This is a genomic window from Bacillus sp. GW821-FHT01G09, from assembly GCF_059422205.1.
The window spans coordinates 989,475-1,003,682 of sequence record NZ_JBWKWL010000001.1 but is presented as its reverse complement, the minus strand read 5'-3'; the positions used below and the strand labels follow the sequence as shown (position 1 = coordinate 1,003,682).

Annotated in this window: 14 protein-coding genes, 4 tRNA genes and 1 pseudogene; 15 read left to right on the top strand and 4 right to left on the bottom strand. The window is 44.6% G+C overall.

Annotated features, from left to right (window positions below; genetic code table 11):
* Nucleotides 1-10: 10 nt before the first annotated feature.
* Nucleotides 11-1,219, bottom strand: coding sequence for a CynX/NimT family MFS transporter (locus AC07VD_RS04990; RefSeq protein ID WP_326248701.1), 1,209 nt, complete (start codon nt 1,217-1,219; stop codon nt 11-13).
* Between the two features lie 72 nt (nt 1,220-1,291).
* Nucleotides 1,292-1,432 carry a YycC family protein gene (locus tag AC07VD_RS04985; protein WP_003242786.1) on the bottom strand — a complete coding sequence of 47 codons (141 nt, stop codon included), beginning with the start codon at nt 1,430-1,432 and terminating at the stop codon, nt 1,292-1,294.
* A 120-nt stretch (nt 1,433-1,552) separates the two neighbouring features.
* Here AC07VD_RS04985 and AC07VD_RS04980 point away from each other — a divergent pair, with 120 nt between their 5' ends.
* A complete protein-coding gene (locus AC07VD_RS04980; protein ID WP_003244312.1) occupies nt 1,553-1,756 on the top strand; it encodes a hypothetical protein in 204 nt (67 codons plus the stop codon).
* 47 nt (nt 1,757-1,803) lie between these two features.
* Here AC07VD_RS04980 and AC07VD_RS04975 read toward each other — a convergent pair whose 3' ends face one another.
* Nucleotides 1,804-2,004, bottom strand: a complete 201-nt coding sequence (locus tag AC07VD_RS04975; protein WP_003226922.1) for a DUF2188 domain-containing protein — start codon at nt 2,002-2,004, stop codon at nt 1,804-1,806.
* Nucleotides 2,005-2,173: 169 nt separating this feature from the next.
* Between AC07VD_RS04975 and dnaB the strand changes: the two genes are divergently transcribed.
* The 14 genes and pseudogenes from dnaB (at nt 2,174) to AC07VD_RS04905 (ending at nt 13,589) form a co-directional block, all read left to right on the top strand.
* On the top strand, nt 2,174-3,538 hold the full coding sequence (gene dnaB, locus AC07VD_RS04970) for a replicative DNA helicase (protein ID WP_003226923.1): 1,365 nt from the start codon (nt 2,174-2,176) through the stop codon (nt 3,536-3,538).
* 120 nt (nt 3,539-3,658) lie between these two features.
* Nucleotides 3,659-4,078 carry a VOC family protein gene (locus tag AC07VD_RS04965; protein ID WP_024572954.1) on the top strand — a complete coding sequence of 140 codons (420 nt, stop codon included), beginning with the start codon at nt 3,659-3,661 and terminating at the stop codon, nt 4,076-4,078.
* A 205-nt stretch (nt 4,079-4,283) separates the two neighbouring features.
* Nucleotides 4,284-5,576 carry an adenylosuccinate synthase gene (gene purA / locus AC07VD_RS04960; RefSeq protein WP_003226929.1) on the top strand — a complete coding sequence of 431 codons (1,293 nt, stop codon included), beginning with the start codon at nt 4,284-4,286 and terminating at the stop codon, nt 5,574-5,576.
* A 223-nt stretch (nt 5,577-5,799) separates the two neighbouring features.
* Nucleotides 5,800-5,875, top strand: a tRNA-Lys gene (locus AC07VD_RS04955).
* 9 nt (nt 5,876-5,884) lie between these two features.
* Nucleotides 5,885-5,956, top strand: a tRNA-Glu gene (locus AC07VD_RS04950).
* 81 nt (nt 5,957-6,037) lie between these two features.
* A tRNA-Asp gene (locus AC07VD_RS04945) sits at nt 6,038-6,114 on the top strand.
* A 35-nt stretch (nt 6,115-6,149) separates the two neighbouring features.
* Nucleotides 6,150-6,222, top strand: a tRNA-Phe gene (locus AC07VD_RS04940).
* Nucleotides 6,223-6,605: 383 nt separating this feature from the next.
* A complete protein-coding gene (walR, locus tag AC07VD_RS04935) occupies nt 6,606-7,313 on the top strand; it encodes a cell wall metabolism DNA-binding response regulator WalR (protein WP_003244363.1) in 708 nt (235 codons plus the stop codon).
* 7 nt (nt 7,314-7,320) lie between these two features.
* Nucleotides 7,321-9,156, top strand: a complete 1,836-nt coding sequence (gene walK, locus AC07VD_RS04930) for a cell wall metabolism sensor histidine kinase WalK (RefSeq protein ID WP_024572714.1) — start codon at nt 7,321-7,323, stop codon at nt 9,154-9,156.
* Nucleotides 9,146-10,513 (top strand): WalRK two-component regulatory system regulator WalH, encoded by a 1,368-nt coding sequence (walH, locus tag AC07VD_RS04925; protein ID WP_494721517.1) that lies wholly within the window; start codon nt 9,146-9,148, stop codon nt 10,511-10,513. The genes walK and walH overlap by 11 nt, the downstream gene beginning before the upstream one ends.
* Nucleotides 10,500-11,342 carry a WalRK two-component regulatory system regulator WalI gene (gene walI / locus AC07VD_RS04920; RefSeq protein ID WP_003244037.1) on the top strand — a complete coding sequence of 281 codons (843 nt, stop codon included), beginning with the start codon at nt 10,500-10,502 and terminating at the stop codon, nt 11,340-11,342. The genes walH and walI overlap by 14 nt, the downstream gene beginning before the upstream one ends.
* A gap of 21 nt (nt 11,343-11,363) precedes the next feature.
* The gene (locus AC07VD_RS04915) at nt 11,364-12,158 is read left to right on the top strand and encodes an MBL fold metallo-hydrolase (RefSeq protein WP_003226939.1); all 795 of its coding nucleotides are present in this window, start codon (nt 11,364-11,366) and stop codon (nt 12,156-12,158) included.
* 81 nt (nt 12,159-12,239) lie between these two features.
* Complete coding sequence (htrC, locus tag AC07VD_RS04910; protein WP_015250812.1) at nt 12,240-13,442, top strand: serine protease HtrC; 1,203 nt, start codon at nt 12,240-12,242, stop codon at nt 13,440-13,442.
* Nucleotides 13,443-13,480: 38 nt separating this feature from the next.
* A pseudogene (locus AC07VD_RS04905) lies at nt 13,481-13,589 on the top strand (hypothetical protein).
* On the opposite strand, the gene AC07VD_RS04900 reads toward AC07VD_RS04905, so the two are convergent.
* Nucleotides 13,586-14,086 carry a PepSY domain-containing protein gene (locus AC07VD_RS04900; protein ID WP_046381474.1) on the bottom strand — a complete coding sequence of 167 codons (501 nt, stop codon included), beginning with the start codon at nt 14,084-14,086 and terminating at the stop codon, nt 13,586-13,588. The pseudogene AC07VD_RS04905 and the gene AC07VD_RS04900 sit on opposite strands and share 4 nt — an antisense overlap.
* Between the last annotated feature and the right edge of the window lie 122 nt (nt 14,087-14,208).

The following is a 14,208-nucleotide window of genomic DNA, read 5'->3' as shown; positions in this document are numbered from 1 at the left end:
CTTCCCCGCTTTATGCTGAATTTCTTTGTTTTTCTGACTGGAAAATGTATCGATCTCGTCCGGCTCCCTGTCCGGCTGCTCCCATTACGATCAGGGCAGCAATGAGAAGCACAATCGGCATCGTCCAAGAATGCGTCTGGTCAAAGAGATAGCCGACAAAGATTGGCCCGACTGCTGCCAGCAGGTAGCCGAATGACTGAGACATGCCTGACAGCGCAGCGGCCTGTTGGGCATTTTCACTGCGGAGACCAATCAAAGTGAGCGCCAGACTAATGCTGGAGCCTTGTCCGATACCGATAATGATCATCCAGATGGCAAGCAATGTATGGCTTCCGCCCGCTAATAATCCGCAGAGGCCGATCAGATAAACTGAGGCCAGCGCCGCAACGATACCACGCTGCTGTTTCACACGGTCAGCTAAAACTGGTGTCAGAAAAGTGGAAGGCAGACTCGCAAATTGCATGAGTGATACCATCCATCCGGCTGTTGCCGTATCAATCCCGTGTGAACGGAGAATTTCAGGAAACCAAGCGATGCTGCTGTAAAATAAAAACGATTGCAGGCCCATAAAGATGGTGACATACCATGCCATTTTGGAAGCCCAAATGGAACTGGATTGCAGCTTCATTGTCTGGTTTGCCATATCTCGATGGCGCAGCTGAGGTATCCAGATCAGCAATGCAAGCAAAGCCAGCCCGCCCCATAAGAGAAAGGCTTGTTTCCATCCGCCATTCATCTGGGTCGCTAAAGGAACGCTGACACCTGATGCTAAAGCTGCGAATATATTCATTGATGTCGTATACAGGCTAATCATGATCCCTGGCTTTTCAGGGTATTTATGTTTGATTAAGCTTGGCAAAAGTACGTTACCAATCGCAATCCCGACTCCGATAAGTGCCGTTCCGAAAAACAAAGCGGCAGTATAGCCGGTAGAACGAGTCAAAACACCGATCAGCAGTATCACGAGACCTAGCCATAAAGTTCGCTCATTTCCGAGGCGCTGTCCAAGCTTAGGTGCAAGCGGAGAAAGAACTGCAAACGAAAGCAGCGGCAGTGCGGTCAAAAAACCGGCTGCCCCATTGGACATGTGCAGCTCTGCCCGGATAGAGCTGATGACCGGACCGACTGAAGTGATCGCGGGCCGTAAGTTAAAGGCGATAAAGATAATGCCGGTGATCAGCCAAAATGATTGGATTTTTTTATTATGTGGATGTGGCAAAGCAGTTACTCCTCTTTTCTAACATATACATGATATTATCCCGAAACAGGTAAGCAAGTATGTGAATGAACGCTATGATTTGTCCTCTTTTTGCAGTTCAGCCATTTTGGCAAGCAGAATATGCTGAGGCATATGCATGATCTGTTCAAGCGGCAGATTCAAGGACTCTGCAAGCTTTTGTGCAGTTTCAGCAGAAATTTGCAAAGGTCTCACAAAAGATCCCTCCTCTCTTCTGTCCATTGTACAAGAATCAGATGTGAAATGTAAGAAGATGTCACAAAGGAATAGAGCAATCGGAAAATGACCGTTATAAAAGAGGTAAGGAGGGTTCTTATGCACGCACCGTTATCCTTATTAAAACAAATGCTGAAGGAACACCAAATAGACACTGAAAAAGCTGTCACTTTCGAAGAATATATAGCAATGAGGCTAAAGCTTCAGGAGCTGATGGGGAAATTTGCTTCGATCGGGGAGTGGGATCTGTATCAAAAAGCGGCAGATTTGATGATGCACATAGGCATCCAATGGATGAAATAAACCGATAACCGCTAAAAAACCCTCGCTGCAGCGAAGGCTTTCATTCATTAAAATGAGTGTTCTTCTTCCACATTTTTAAACTGGTCATAAATTACAAGCTTAGACGGACTGTTTTCCTTAGCCACCTGTTTGGCTTTTTCAATAGCGGCGTCTTTAGACGTATACAAAGCTGTCGGCGCTACATTCTCCACCTCAATAAACCAGCCGTCCGCATCAACATTAGGTGTAATCGCATATTTCTTTATCATCTTTCATTCCTCCCTCATGTTTTATTGCATTTTTCCCGCCTTGTTACTGTCCGAAACGATCCAATCTGCTAACTGAAAAAAACAGGAAACAGACAATTTTTCTATTTTTTTTCTGTAGAAATGGTAGAATGGAGGTTGGAGATTTTTTAATGAGAGGACGGTGCTTAGCATGACAGACCTTCTGAATGACCGGCTTCCTCCGCAAAATATAGAAGCCGAACAAGCCGTGTTAGGCGCTATTTTTTTACAGCCGTCTGCTTTAACACTGGCTTCAGAAGTATTGATTCCAGATGATTTCTATAGAATGTCCCACCAAAAAATCTATAATGCGATGCTGGTGCTCGGTGACCGAGGTGAACCGGTTGATCTGGTGACAGTAACATCAGAGCTTGCGAACACAGACCTGCTGGAAGAAGTAGGCGGCATTTCATATTTGACAGATATCGCAAACTCGGTGCCGACAGCGGCTAACATAGAATATTACGCGAAAATCGTTGAGGAAAAATCGATTCTTCGCCGATTAATCAGAACTGCGACAACGATTGCTCAAGACGGGTATACCCGTGAGGATGAGGTCGAGGATTTACTAAGTGAAGCGGAAAAGACGATTATGGAAGTGGCACAGCGTAAAAACACGAGTGCCTTCCAAAATATTAAGGACGTCCTTGTCCAGACCTATGATAATATCGAACAGCTTCACAATCGAAAAGGTGATATCACGGGGATTCCAACAGGGTTTACGGAGCTTGACCGGATGACTGCGGGTTTCCAGCGCAACGACTTGATCATTGTGGCTGCCCGTCCTTCAGTAGGGAAAACAGCCTTTGCCCTGAACATCGCACAAAACGTGGCGACAAAGACCGATGAGAGCGTAGCAATTTTCAGTCTTGAGATGGGTGCAGAGCAGCTCGTTATGCGTATGCTCTGTGCCGAGGGAAATATCAATGCCCAGAATCTCCGTACAGGTAACCTGACCGAAGAGGATTGGGGCAAGCTGACGATGGCAATGGGAAGCCTGTCGAACAGCGGGATTTACATCGACGATACACCGGGGATTCGAGTGAGTGAAATCCGTGCCAAGTGCCGCCGCTTGAAGCAGGAAAGCGGGCTGGGCATGATTTTGATCGATTACTTGCAATTGATTCAGGGAAGCGGTCGTTCAAAGGACAACCGTCAGCAGGAAGTATCTGAAATTTCCCGTGAACTGAAGTCGATTGCCAGGGAGCTGCAAGTCCCTGTTATCGCGCTTTCTCAGCTTTCCAGGGGTGTTGAGCAGCGTCAGGATAAACGTCCGATGATGTCTGATATCCGGGAATCAGGAAGTATCGAGCAGGACGCGGATATTGTCGCGTTCCTTTATCGTGATGACTACTATGACAAAGAAACCGAGAATAAAAATATTATCGAAATTATTATCGCCAAACAGCGTAACGGCCCGGTAGGAACCGTGTCTCTTGCGTTCGTAAAAGAATACAACAAATTCGTCAACCTGGAACGGCGTTTTGATGACGCAGGCGTTCCGCCCGGCGCATAAGCCCCAAGAGCTGCTCTTGGGGTTTTTTTCATTCGAAAGATGGAAGAAATACCGTTCGCTCAGCGGATGAAATTTTGAAAGCGTTTTAATAAAATGGTGCAAAAAGGAGATGGTAACAATATGGGAAAACGTTTTTCGTCTTTTCACGCAGCACAAATCCGAATTGCGCGTCCTACGGGCCAGCTTGATGAGATTATTCGTTTTTACGAAGAGGGACTGTGTTTGAAACGAATAGGAGAATTTTCACAGCATAACGGGTATGACGGTGTCATGTTCGGCCTTCCTCATGCCGATTATCATTTGGAATTCACCCAGTATGAAGGTGGAAGCACTGCCCCCGTTCCCCATCCCGACAGCCTTCTTGTTTTTTATGTGCCGAATGCAGATGAACTGGCAGCGATCACTTCAAAGCTAAAGCACATGGGCTATCAAGAGGTCGAATCAGAGAACCCGTACTGGAGCAATGGGGGAGTGACGATAGAGGACCCGGACGGCTGGCGGGTCGTTTTTATGAATTCAAAAGGGATATCAGGCAAGTGATTCTTTCTTATGCTAAAGGATGAAAGTTTCGCAAGCTTTTTATGACAAAACCGTGAGAAAACGCTTATAAAACGAATGGAAGCGAACGAATATAGATTTACAATAATTTAATGTTCGGATTTACAATTGACTTTCTGTTTCTTCACTGATAAACTTGATTTGTTTGAATAGAATCGTTTTGAAAGGTTAACGGAGGTGCACGGACATGTCTTCAGTAGTTGTAGTAGGTACGCAATGGGGCGATGAAGGAAAAGGTAAAATTACAGATTTCCTATCAGAAAATGCAGAAGTGATCGCCCGTTATCAAGGCGGAAATAACGCAGGGCATACAATCAAGTTTGACGGAATCACATATAAGCTTCACTTAATCCCGTCTGGAATTTTCTATAAGGATAAAACGTGTGTAATCGGAAACGGAATGGTTGTAGATCCGAAAGCATTAGTCACAGAGCTTGCGTATCTTCATGAGCGCAACGTCAGTACAGATAACCTGAGAATCAGCAACAGAGCTCACGTCATTCTGCCGTATCATTTGAAATTGGATGAAGTGGAAGAAGAGCGTAAAGGGGCTAACAAGATCGGCACAACGAAAAAAGGAATCGGCCCTGCTTACATGGATAAAGCAGCCCGCATCGGAATTCGCATCGCGGATCTGTTAGACCGTGACGCGTTTGCGGAAAAGCTTGAGCGCAATCTTGAAGAAAAAAACCGTCTTCTCGAGAAAATGTACGAGACAGAAGGGTTTAAACTTGAGGATATCTTAGACGAATATTATGAGTACGGCCAGCAGATTAAAAAATATGTTTGCGATACATCTGTTGTCTTAAACGATGCTCTTGATGAAGGGCGCCGTGTATTATTTGAAGGCGCACAAGGGGTTATGCTCGATATCGACCAAGGAACATACCCGTTTGTTACGTCATCTAACCCGGTTGCCGGCGGTGTCACGATCGGTTCTGGTGTCGGCCCGACCAAAATCAAGCACGTTGTCGGTGTATCAAAAGCATATACGACTCGTGTCGGCGACGGTCCTTTCCCGACTGAGCTGAAAGATGAAATCGGCGATCAAATCCGTGAAGTCGGACGCGAATATGGAACAACAACAGGCCGCCCGCGCCGTGTCGGCTGGTTTGACAGCGTTGTTGTCCGCCACGCCCGCCGTGTGAGCGGAATTACAGATCTTTCTCTGAACTCAATTGACGTCCTAACAGGAATTGAAACGTTGAAAATCTGTGTGGCATACCGCTACAAAGGCGAAATCATTGAAGAATTCCCAGCAAGTCTTAAGGCACTTGCTGAATGTGAGCCGGTATATGAAGAAATGCCAGGCTGGACTGAGGATATTACAGGTGCGAAGAGCTTGAGCGAGCTTCCGGAAAATGCGCGCCATTATCTTGAGCGTGTGTCTCAGCTGACAGGCATTCCGCTTTCTATTTTCTCTGTCGGTCCAGACCGCTCACAAACAAATGTCCTTCGCAGTGTGTACCGTGCGAACTAAATAGAATATGTCTGCAAGCCCCTATATCAGGGGCTTGTTTTTTGTTTGAAAGCCGCATATAAGTTGGTCTGAGAAAAAAATATGAAAAAAACCAAAAAAGTTATTGCCACTTCTATTTGTTCGTGATATTATAAATCTCGTTGTTACGGAAACTGCTTCAATAGAGTACAAGATGAGAACTAGATTTAAGTCGTTTGCTCTATAGAAATTCCGACATCTTTAAGAGCCATTAGCTCAGTTGGTAGAGCATCTGACTTTTAATCAGAGGGTCGAAGGTTCGAGTCCTTCATGGCTCACCATTTCGTGAAGGCCCGTTGGTCAAGCGGTTAAGACACCGCCCTTTCACGGCGGTAACACGGGTTCGAATCCCGTACGGGTCATTGATTTACTTTAGCGTTATTGCTAAATTCCTTATTTGTCTGTGAGAGCTGACACGACAGCTCTCCGGGCAATTACTGTAAGGTCCGGTAGTTCAGTTGGTTAGAATGCCTGCCTGTCACGCAGGAGGTCGCGGGTTCGAGTCCCGTCCGGACCGCCATTTTACTTTACTTAGTAGAGAAAAATAAAACATTTGGCTCGGTAGCTCAGTTGGTAGAGCAACGGACTGAAAATCCGTGTGTCGGCGGTTCGATTCCGTCCCGAGCCACTTACCAAACGCATCTGCAATCGTAGGTGCGTTTTTTCTTTTAGGAAAAAGGCAAACATGAGGAGTGTTATAATAGAAGAAAAAGGGAGAACCGGCCCTGCGGCCGGTTCAAAGAAGAAGACGTCATTGATAAAGACGCACTCCGGTGAGGGGAGGTTTCAATAAAGTTATCTTTTTTAAAAAAAGTTGACCAGCATGACAATAGATAAACAACTGGCGATAAAGGTGAAACATGTGTTTTTTTTCTAAACCTTTATTTTTTTTATCTTTTGACCTTAAACCGTTATAATAGACAAGGACCCATTCTTTACATGGGCCATAAGTGATGAAACGAATGTTATATAGATGAAATGAAGTCATTCGGCAGGAGGAAAATCAAAATGATGGATAAAAAGATCCTTGTAGTAGATGATGAAAAACCGATTGCAGATATATTGGAATTTAACTTAAGAAAAGAAGGCTATGAAGTGCACTGTGCCCACGACGGAAACGAAGCCGTTGAAATGGTAGAGGAGCTTCAGCCTGATTTAATTCTTTTAGATATTATGCTCCCGAATAAAGACGGCGTTGAAGTATGCCGTGAAGTCAGAAAGAAATACGATATGCCAATCATTATGCTGACGGCTAAGGATTCAGAAATTGACAAGGTTATCGGGCTTGAAATCGGTGCTGATGATTATGTCACAAAACCATTCAGCACACGCGAGCTCTTGGCGCGTGTAAAAGCGAACCTGCGCCGCCAGCTGACAACAGCGCCTGCGGAGGAAGAGCCTTCCTCTAACGAGATTCATATCGGCTCTCTCGTCATCTTCCCTGACGCGTACGTTGTATCAAAACGAGACGAAACAATCGAATTGACTCATCGTGAGTTCGAATTGCTTCATTATTTAGCAAAACATATCGGACAAGTGATGACCCGTGAACATTTGCTTCAAACCGTTTGGGGCTATGATTACTTCGGCGATGTCAGAACGGTTGACGTAACAGTCCGCCGGCTTCGTGAAAAAATCGAGGACAACCCGAGCCATCCAAATTGGATCGTCACACGCCGTGGTGTAGGTTATTACTTGAGAAACCCAGAACAGGACTAATGCCCATATGAATAAGGTTGGTTTTTTTCGGTCGATCCAATTTAAGATTACCTTGATTTATGTGCTTTTGATTATCATTGCCATGCAAATCATTGGTGTGTATTTTGTCAATCAGGTAGAGAAGTCGCTGATCAGCTCTTATGAACAATCGCTGAATCAGCGAATCGACAACCTTTCTTATTATATCGAACAAGAATATAAGAGCGATAACGACAGCACCGTCATAAAGGATGACGTCAGCCGTATTTTGAATGACTTCACGAAAAGTGATGAGGTTCGAGAAATTAGCTTTGTAGATAAAAGCTATGAAGTGGTCGGTTCTTCAAAGCCGTATGGTGAGGAAGTGGCAGGGAAACAAACGACCGATCTGATTTTCAAAAGAATTTTTTCTACCAAACAGTCGTATTTAAGAAAATATTATGACCCGAAAAGCAAAATCAGAGTTCTTATTTCCGCGAAGCCCGTCATGACTGAAAACCAAGAGGTTGTGGGCGCGATCTATGTTGTCGCGAGTATGGAAGATGTCTTTAATCAAATGAAGACGATCAACACGATACTGGCGTCCGGCACAGGTTTGGCACTTGTTTTGACGGCTCTTCTCGGTATTTTTCTGGCAAGAACCATTACCCACCCGCTTTCAGATATGCGAAAGCAGGCGATGGAGCTTGCGAAAGGGAATTTCTCGAGGAAGGTTAAAAAGTATGGGCATGATGAAATTGGGCAGCTGGCCACAACGTTTAACCACTTAACGAGAGAGCTTGAAGATGCCCAGGCGATGACTGAAGGAGAACGCAGAAAGCTAGCCTCTGTCATTGCTTATATGACAGACGGCGTTATCGCCACAAACCGAAACGGAGCGATTATTCTCTTAAACAGCCCGGCGCTGGAACTGTTGAACGTTTCACGTGAAACAGCCTTAGAAATGCCGATTACGAGTTTGCTGGGGCTTCAAGAGAATTATACTTTTGAAGATTTAGTGGAGCAGCAGGATTCTATGCTGCTTGAAATTGAGCGCGATGATGAATTAACGGTGCTTCGCGTGAATTTCTCTGTGATTCAAAGGGAACACGGCAAAATTGATGGTTTAATCGCTGTCATTTACGATGTAACCGAACAAGAGAAAATGGATCAGGAACGCAGAGAATTCGTTGCGAATGTATCACATGAGCTGCGGACGCCGCTTACGACAATGCGCAGCTATTTAGAAGCGTTAGCTGAAGGCGCGTGGGAAAATAAAGACATTGCTCCGCGCTTCTTAATGGTGACGCAAAATGAAACAGAGCGTATGATCCGGCTTGTCAATGATCTGCTTCAGCTGTCGAAATTTGACAGTAAGGATTATCAATTTAACCGGGAATGGATTCAGATTGTCCGGTTTATGTCGCTTATTATTGACCGTTTTGAAATGACAAAAGAGCAGCATGTGGAGTTTATCCGCAATCTGCCGGACAGAGATCTGTATGTCGAGATCGACCAGGATAAAATAACGCAGGTGCTCGATAATATTATTTCTAACGCTTTAAAATATTCACCGGAAGGCGGACATGTCACGTTCTCGATTGATGTCAATGAAGGGGAAGAACTTCTCTATATCAGCGTGAAGGATGAAGGGATTGGTATTCCGAAAAAAGATGTCGAAAAAGTCTTTGACCGCTTCTACAGGGTGGATAAAGCGAGAACGAGAAAGCTTGGCGGCACCGGTCTGGGATTGGCGATTGCCAAGGAAATGGTACAGGCGCACGGCGGAGATATTTGGGCGGACAGCATAGAAGGAAAAGGCACGACGATTACATTTACTCTTCCATATAAAGAGGAACAAGAGGATGATTGGGATGAAGCGTGAAAATATAAAAACGATATTACTTACGGTACTCGTCGTCATCAGTCTTGTTTTTACATGGGGGATATGGACGTTCCAGCCAAACTTTTCTGAAGGCTCATCCTCAACAGAGTCTACTGTGCGTGAGAAACACAAAATCGAAAAAACCACCCAAAAGCTGTCTGAAACGGTAAGGCCTAGGGACATGTTTATCCATGATGACGGCGCTCATTACAAAGTGGATGACAATGCCCTCTATGAAGAAATCTGGTCTGACTTGCCGCATTGGGATGTAAAAGGAATTAAAGATATTTCGGATCAGTATGACAAGTCTGGATTCAAGAGCTGGTTTTATGGAATAGGCGGTTCTGAAGCCAAGCTTGACTTGCAATTCAGCGATACGATTCCGATTGATATTTTCCAAACGCTGTTTAAATGGTCTAATCAGTCGTTTGAATACAGTTCGTTTGACCATATTCTGATCCCGTTCAATGAAACAAAAGCGAACAAGAAAATCTATTTGGTGTCTTACAGCAAGCAGCTCATTCTTGAAGTGACGGTTGAATCAGCAAACTACCGGAACATTATGAACGACTTGAAAAACAGGCAATCAAATATGCCGGCGTTCAGTTTGTTCTCCATTGGCTCAAAGAAAGAGTTCTTGCTGCCGAACAAACCGCTTACGATGAACAAAAAAGAATTTGTCACAGAATTGATTAAAACAAATACCTTTAAGCAGGCTTTGTTTAGTGATCCGAGCATTGTAAGAGAAGATTCGAATTACAACAACAGAAATGTGCTGACAGATGGGATCAGCCGTTTAGATGTGAATCTTAGCCAGCGCCAGGTGCAATTCCAGCAGCGCAATTTGGTGCAGAGCACATCCTATCAAACGGGAGAATTAATTAAAAAGAGCCAAAAATACCTTGAGGATACCGGAAGCTGGACGGATCACTATCAATTTTTCAGTATCAATGACAGCCAGCAGCTGAGTTTCTATATCTTTATGGATCAGATCCCGGTCATTAACAGCACCGCCAAACCTTTCGGAGCGACATCGGCGATTACGGTGCAATGGGCGAATGATGATATTCTCAGCTATAAGCGGCCGAATTACAGTCTCGGAACGAATCCGATTAAAACAAGTGAAACAGAGCTCATGAGCGGCAGCGAAGTGAAGATGCTGCTTTCGAAACAAACCGCTTATGATACGGACAAAATTGATCAGATCTTCCTTGCTTATCAATTGGTATCAACATCAACCAACGATGATCCTCTCGTTGAACTGGAACCGGTTTGGGCGATGAAAGTAAATGGAAAAATTGTGCCGATTACAAAGGACTTATTGAGGAAGGAGGGGGCTAACAGTGGAGTGGAATAAGACAAAATCAATCTTCATCGTTGCCTTCCTCATTTTAGATATTTTCTTAGGCTATCAGTTTTTTCAAAAATGGCAGGCTACCGGCAAAGAATATGAAGTCATTAAAAATGATGTCGAGCATGACATGAAGGCCGATCATATCACGTATGAAGGTTTGAATAAGGAAGCGACAGAAGGTTATCGGATCACGGCAAATCAAAAGTCTTTCTCCAAGGAGGAAATTGAGGCGCTGAAGGATCAAAAGCCTTTAATGGACATGCCTAGTGATGATCATAAAGTAACGAGCCTGAAAATGAAGTTTGCAAATCCAATCGCCCTATCAAAGAAGGATATCGAGGACGATGCTCAGGCACTTGTTTCTTCGAAAATTCAAGATGGCGAAAAATATAAGCTTTGGAAGGTTGATAAATCGAAGAAAGAAATTATTTTCTTCCAAACGTACGAAGGTCATTATATTTACCAAAAGACCGACAATCCCTCTAATATGATCGGGCAAGTGGTGCTGCACTTAAACGGTAAAAACGAGGTTGTGTCATACGACCAGACTACGCTTGAGACCTTCAAGCAAATCCAGAAAGAAAGCTTAATTACTGAAATGGATGCGGTTGAGCTATTGTACTATCAAAATCAATTAAAAGAATACAGCACTGTGAAGAGCTGTAAATTCGGCTATGTAGCACAATATCCGCTGACAAGTACGCAGGTGCTGGCGCCGGTATGGAGAATTACGGTCGAGTATGAGAAAAAAGTGAACGGTGAGAAAAAGACAGTACAAGAGTATTTTACTGTGAATGCTTTGGAGAGTACGATTTTAGATACAGATCAATGAAAATAATGGAGTGAGACAAACATGAGCTTGCAATTTAGCGTACTTGCGAGCGGGAGTACGGGAAATGCGTTTTACCTCGAAACAGAGGATCACGCATTTTTAGTGGACGCCGGTTTGAGCGGGAAAGCCATGGATGGGCTGATGGCGCAGATCGGGCGTAAGCTGGATGATGTAGACGGCATTTTTGTGACGCATGAGCATAGTGACCATATTAAGGGCCTTGGTGTCGTCGCCAGAAAGTACAAGCTTCCGATCTATGCGAACGAGAAGACTTGGAAAGCGATGGAGAATCAAATCGGCAAAATTGACACCGATCAAAAGTTTGTATTTCCGATGGAGACGGTAAAGTCGTTCGGCGGACTTGATGTTGAATCGTTTGGCGTCTCCCACGATGCGGCCGAACCGATGTTTTATGTGTTCCATTATAACGGCCGAAAGCTCGCGTTAATGACAGATACGGGATATGTCAGCGACCGAATGAAAGGCATTATCCGTTCAGCGAATGTGTTTGTGTTTGAAAGCAATCACGATGTCGGTATGCTGCAAATGGGAAGATACCCATGGAGCATTAAGCGGCGGATTTTAAGTGACGTCGGGCACGTTTCAAATGAAGATGCTGCCTTGGCGATGACGGATGTCATTGGCGATGAGACGTCTCGTATTTACCTGGCGCATTTGAGCCAGGACAACAACATGAAGGAGCTGGCAAGAATGTCCGTGCAGCAGACATTGGCTTCTAAAGGATTTGTGACGGGTGAGACATTTGACTTATACGACACTGATCCGAAGAAGGCCACTCCGCTTTGCGCTGTATAATTTTTCTATGTAAATCATGACTATTCTAGGAGCTTCTAACCCACAATATAACCATATTAACGTTCTTGGAAAGGATGGAATATGGTGGATTACGAACGTGAGGAAGAACATACTACTCCTGAACAGCCAAAGAGAAGCAAAAAAGGATATTTTCTTTCAAGCCTGATTGGTGTGATTGTCGGTGCCGTATTAATGGCGTTTATCATGCCGTACCTTTCAAATGAAGGGCTAGATACGGGCGCTTTAGATCAGCAGCAGAACAATAACGGCCGGGAATCAATCAGGACGGTGAATGTCAGTGTCAACAATACGGTCACCAAGATTGTCAGCAATGTGTCGCCCGCCGTTGTCGGTGTTGTGAACATCCAAAAATCAGATATACGGGGAGAGAGCGGCGAGGCTGGGAGCGGCTCTGGCGTCATCTATAAGAAAAATGACCATTCCGCTTATGTCGTGACCAACCATCATGTCATCGAAGGCGCTTCCCAAATTGAAATCAGCTTGAAAGACGGATCGCGTGTATCAGCTGATCTTGTCGGCAGCGACCAGCTGATGGATCTGGCCGTTTTACGGGTGAAAAGCGATAAAATTAAAGCAGTCGCTGATTTCGGAAATTCAGATAAAGTGAAGTCTGGGGAGCCGGTTATTGCGATCGGGAACCCGTTAGGCCTCGAGTTTGCTGGCTCTGTCACACAAGGCGTCATCTCGGGTACGGAGAGGGCGATCCCAGTAGATTCAAACGGTGATGGACAGCCTGACTGGAACGCAGAAGTCCTGCAAACAGATGCGGCCATTAACCCTGGGAACAGCGGCGGCGCTTTGTTAAATATGGATGGGAAGGTCATTGGCATCAATTCAATGAAAATTGCCGAGTCAGCGGTTGAAGGGATTGGCCTGTCCATTCCGTCTAAGCTCGTGATCCCTGTGATAGAGGATTTAGAGAGATACGGAAAGGTCAAACGCCCGTTCCTTGGCATTGAGATGAAATCCCTAAGCGACATCGCAAGCTATCATTGGGATGAAACATTAAAGCTTCCTAAGAACGTCACCAATGGAGCGGTTGTGATGGGTGTAGACGCCTTTTCACCTGCCGGAAAAGCGGGACTGAAGGAACTCGATGTCATCACGGAATTTGACGGATACAAAGTAAATGATATTGTTGACCTGCGAAAACGGCTTTATCAGAAAAAAGTCGGTGACCGGGTGAAGGTGAAGTTTTACCGCGGCGGAAAAGAAAAATCTGTTGACATCAAGCTGTCGTCCGCAGACCAATTAGGAAGTTAATCAAAACAGTCTGGCATCGTTTACCAGGCTGTTTTGATATGCAAAAAAACTGAACGGGGGTCACGCCCGTTCAGTTGAAAAGGATATATCGAATATGAAGAAAAATACAAGATGGATGTTACACGTGAAACAGCAAATAGCAGTTAGCTGTAAATACTTCCGTTCTCTGCATGGACTTTAATGGTTTGTACCGTGTGGTTGCTGGCTGTGATGGTGATGATGTACACATAGGTGCCATTTTCTTTCTTCAATGCAGAAGATGTGACGGTGCCTTTGCATTTGTTCAACGCAATGCTTTGTGCTTTTGCTTTTGTGATCGCGGCTTGTTTATTTTCAACGTGATGCTTGACGATTTTTCCGCTGCTGCAGTTAATGTTAAAGGTGTGAATTTTGCCATCCTCACCAAGCACTTTAATGACATAGACATAAACGCCATCTGCTTTCTTCATTTGTGCTGATTGAACTGCGCCTTTGCAGTTCTTTATAGCGACAGTTTTTGCTTTAGAGAGCGTAATAGAAGCCTGCTGTTGGGTTTGAACTTTAGCAGTGTCTTCTTTATGCAGAACAGCCGCGTGTGCGGATGATAAAGAACTGATTGAAATGACCGCGCCTAAAGCAGCTGCAGAACATATTTTCATATTCATTTGTAGGTCCTCCTTAGAAAAAGAACTGAACGCGGGTCACACACGTTCAGTTTAAAAGAGTATTTAGAAAAAGGTAGACATGAACTTAGAACTTTGTGTTAAAACAAGACTGGTGTTATACG

Coding starts and splice junctions, on each gene's coding strand:
- AC07VD_RS04980 (WP_003244312.1), top strand. CDS start 1,553: ATGCACGCACCGTTATCCTTATTAAAACAAATGCTGAAGGAACACCAA.
- AC07VD_RS04975 (WP_003226922.1), bottom strand. CDS start 2,004: ATGATAAAGAAATATGCGATTACACCTAATGTTGATGCGGACGGCTGG.
- dnaB (WP_003226923.1), top strand. CDS start 2,174: ATGACAGACCTTCTGAATGACCGGCTTCCTCCGCAAAATATAGAAGCC.
- AC07VD_RS04965 (WP_024572954.1), top strand. CDS start 3,659: ATGGGAAAACGTTTTTCGTCTTTTCACGCAGCACAAATCCGAATTGCG.
- purA (WP_003226929.1), top strand. CDS start 4,284: ATGTCTTCAGTAGTTGTAGTAGGTACGCAATGGGGCGATGAAGGAAAA.
- walR (WP_003244363.1), top strand. CDS start 6,606: ATGGATAAAAAGATCCTTGTAGTAGATGATGAAAAACCGATTGCAGAT.
- walK (WP_024572714.1), top strand. CDS start 7,321: ATGAATAAGGTTGGTTTTTTTCGGTCGATCCAATTTAAGATTACCTTG.
- walH (WP_494721517.1), top strand. CDS start 9,146: ATGAAGCGTGAAAATATAAAAACGATATTACTTACGGTACTCGTCGTC.
- AC07VD_RS04915 (WP_003226939.1), top strand. CDS start 11,364: ATGAGCTTGCAATTTAGCGTACTTGCGAGCGGGAGTACGGGAAATGCG.
- htrC (WP_015250812.1), top strand. CDS start 12,240: ATGGTGGATTACGAACGTGAGGAAGAACATACTACTCCTGAACAGCCA.
- AC07VD_RS04900 (WP_046381474.1), bottom strand. CDS start 14,086: ATGAATATGAAAATATGTTCTGCAGCTGCTTTAGGCGCGGTCATTTCA.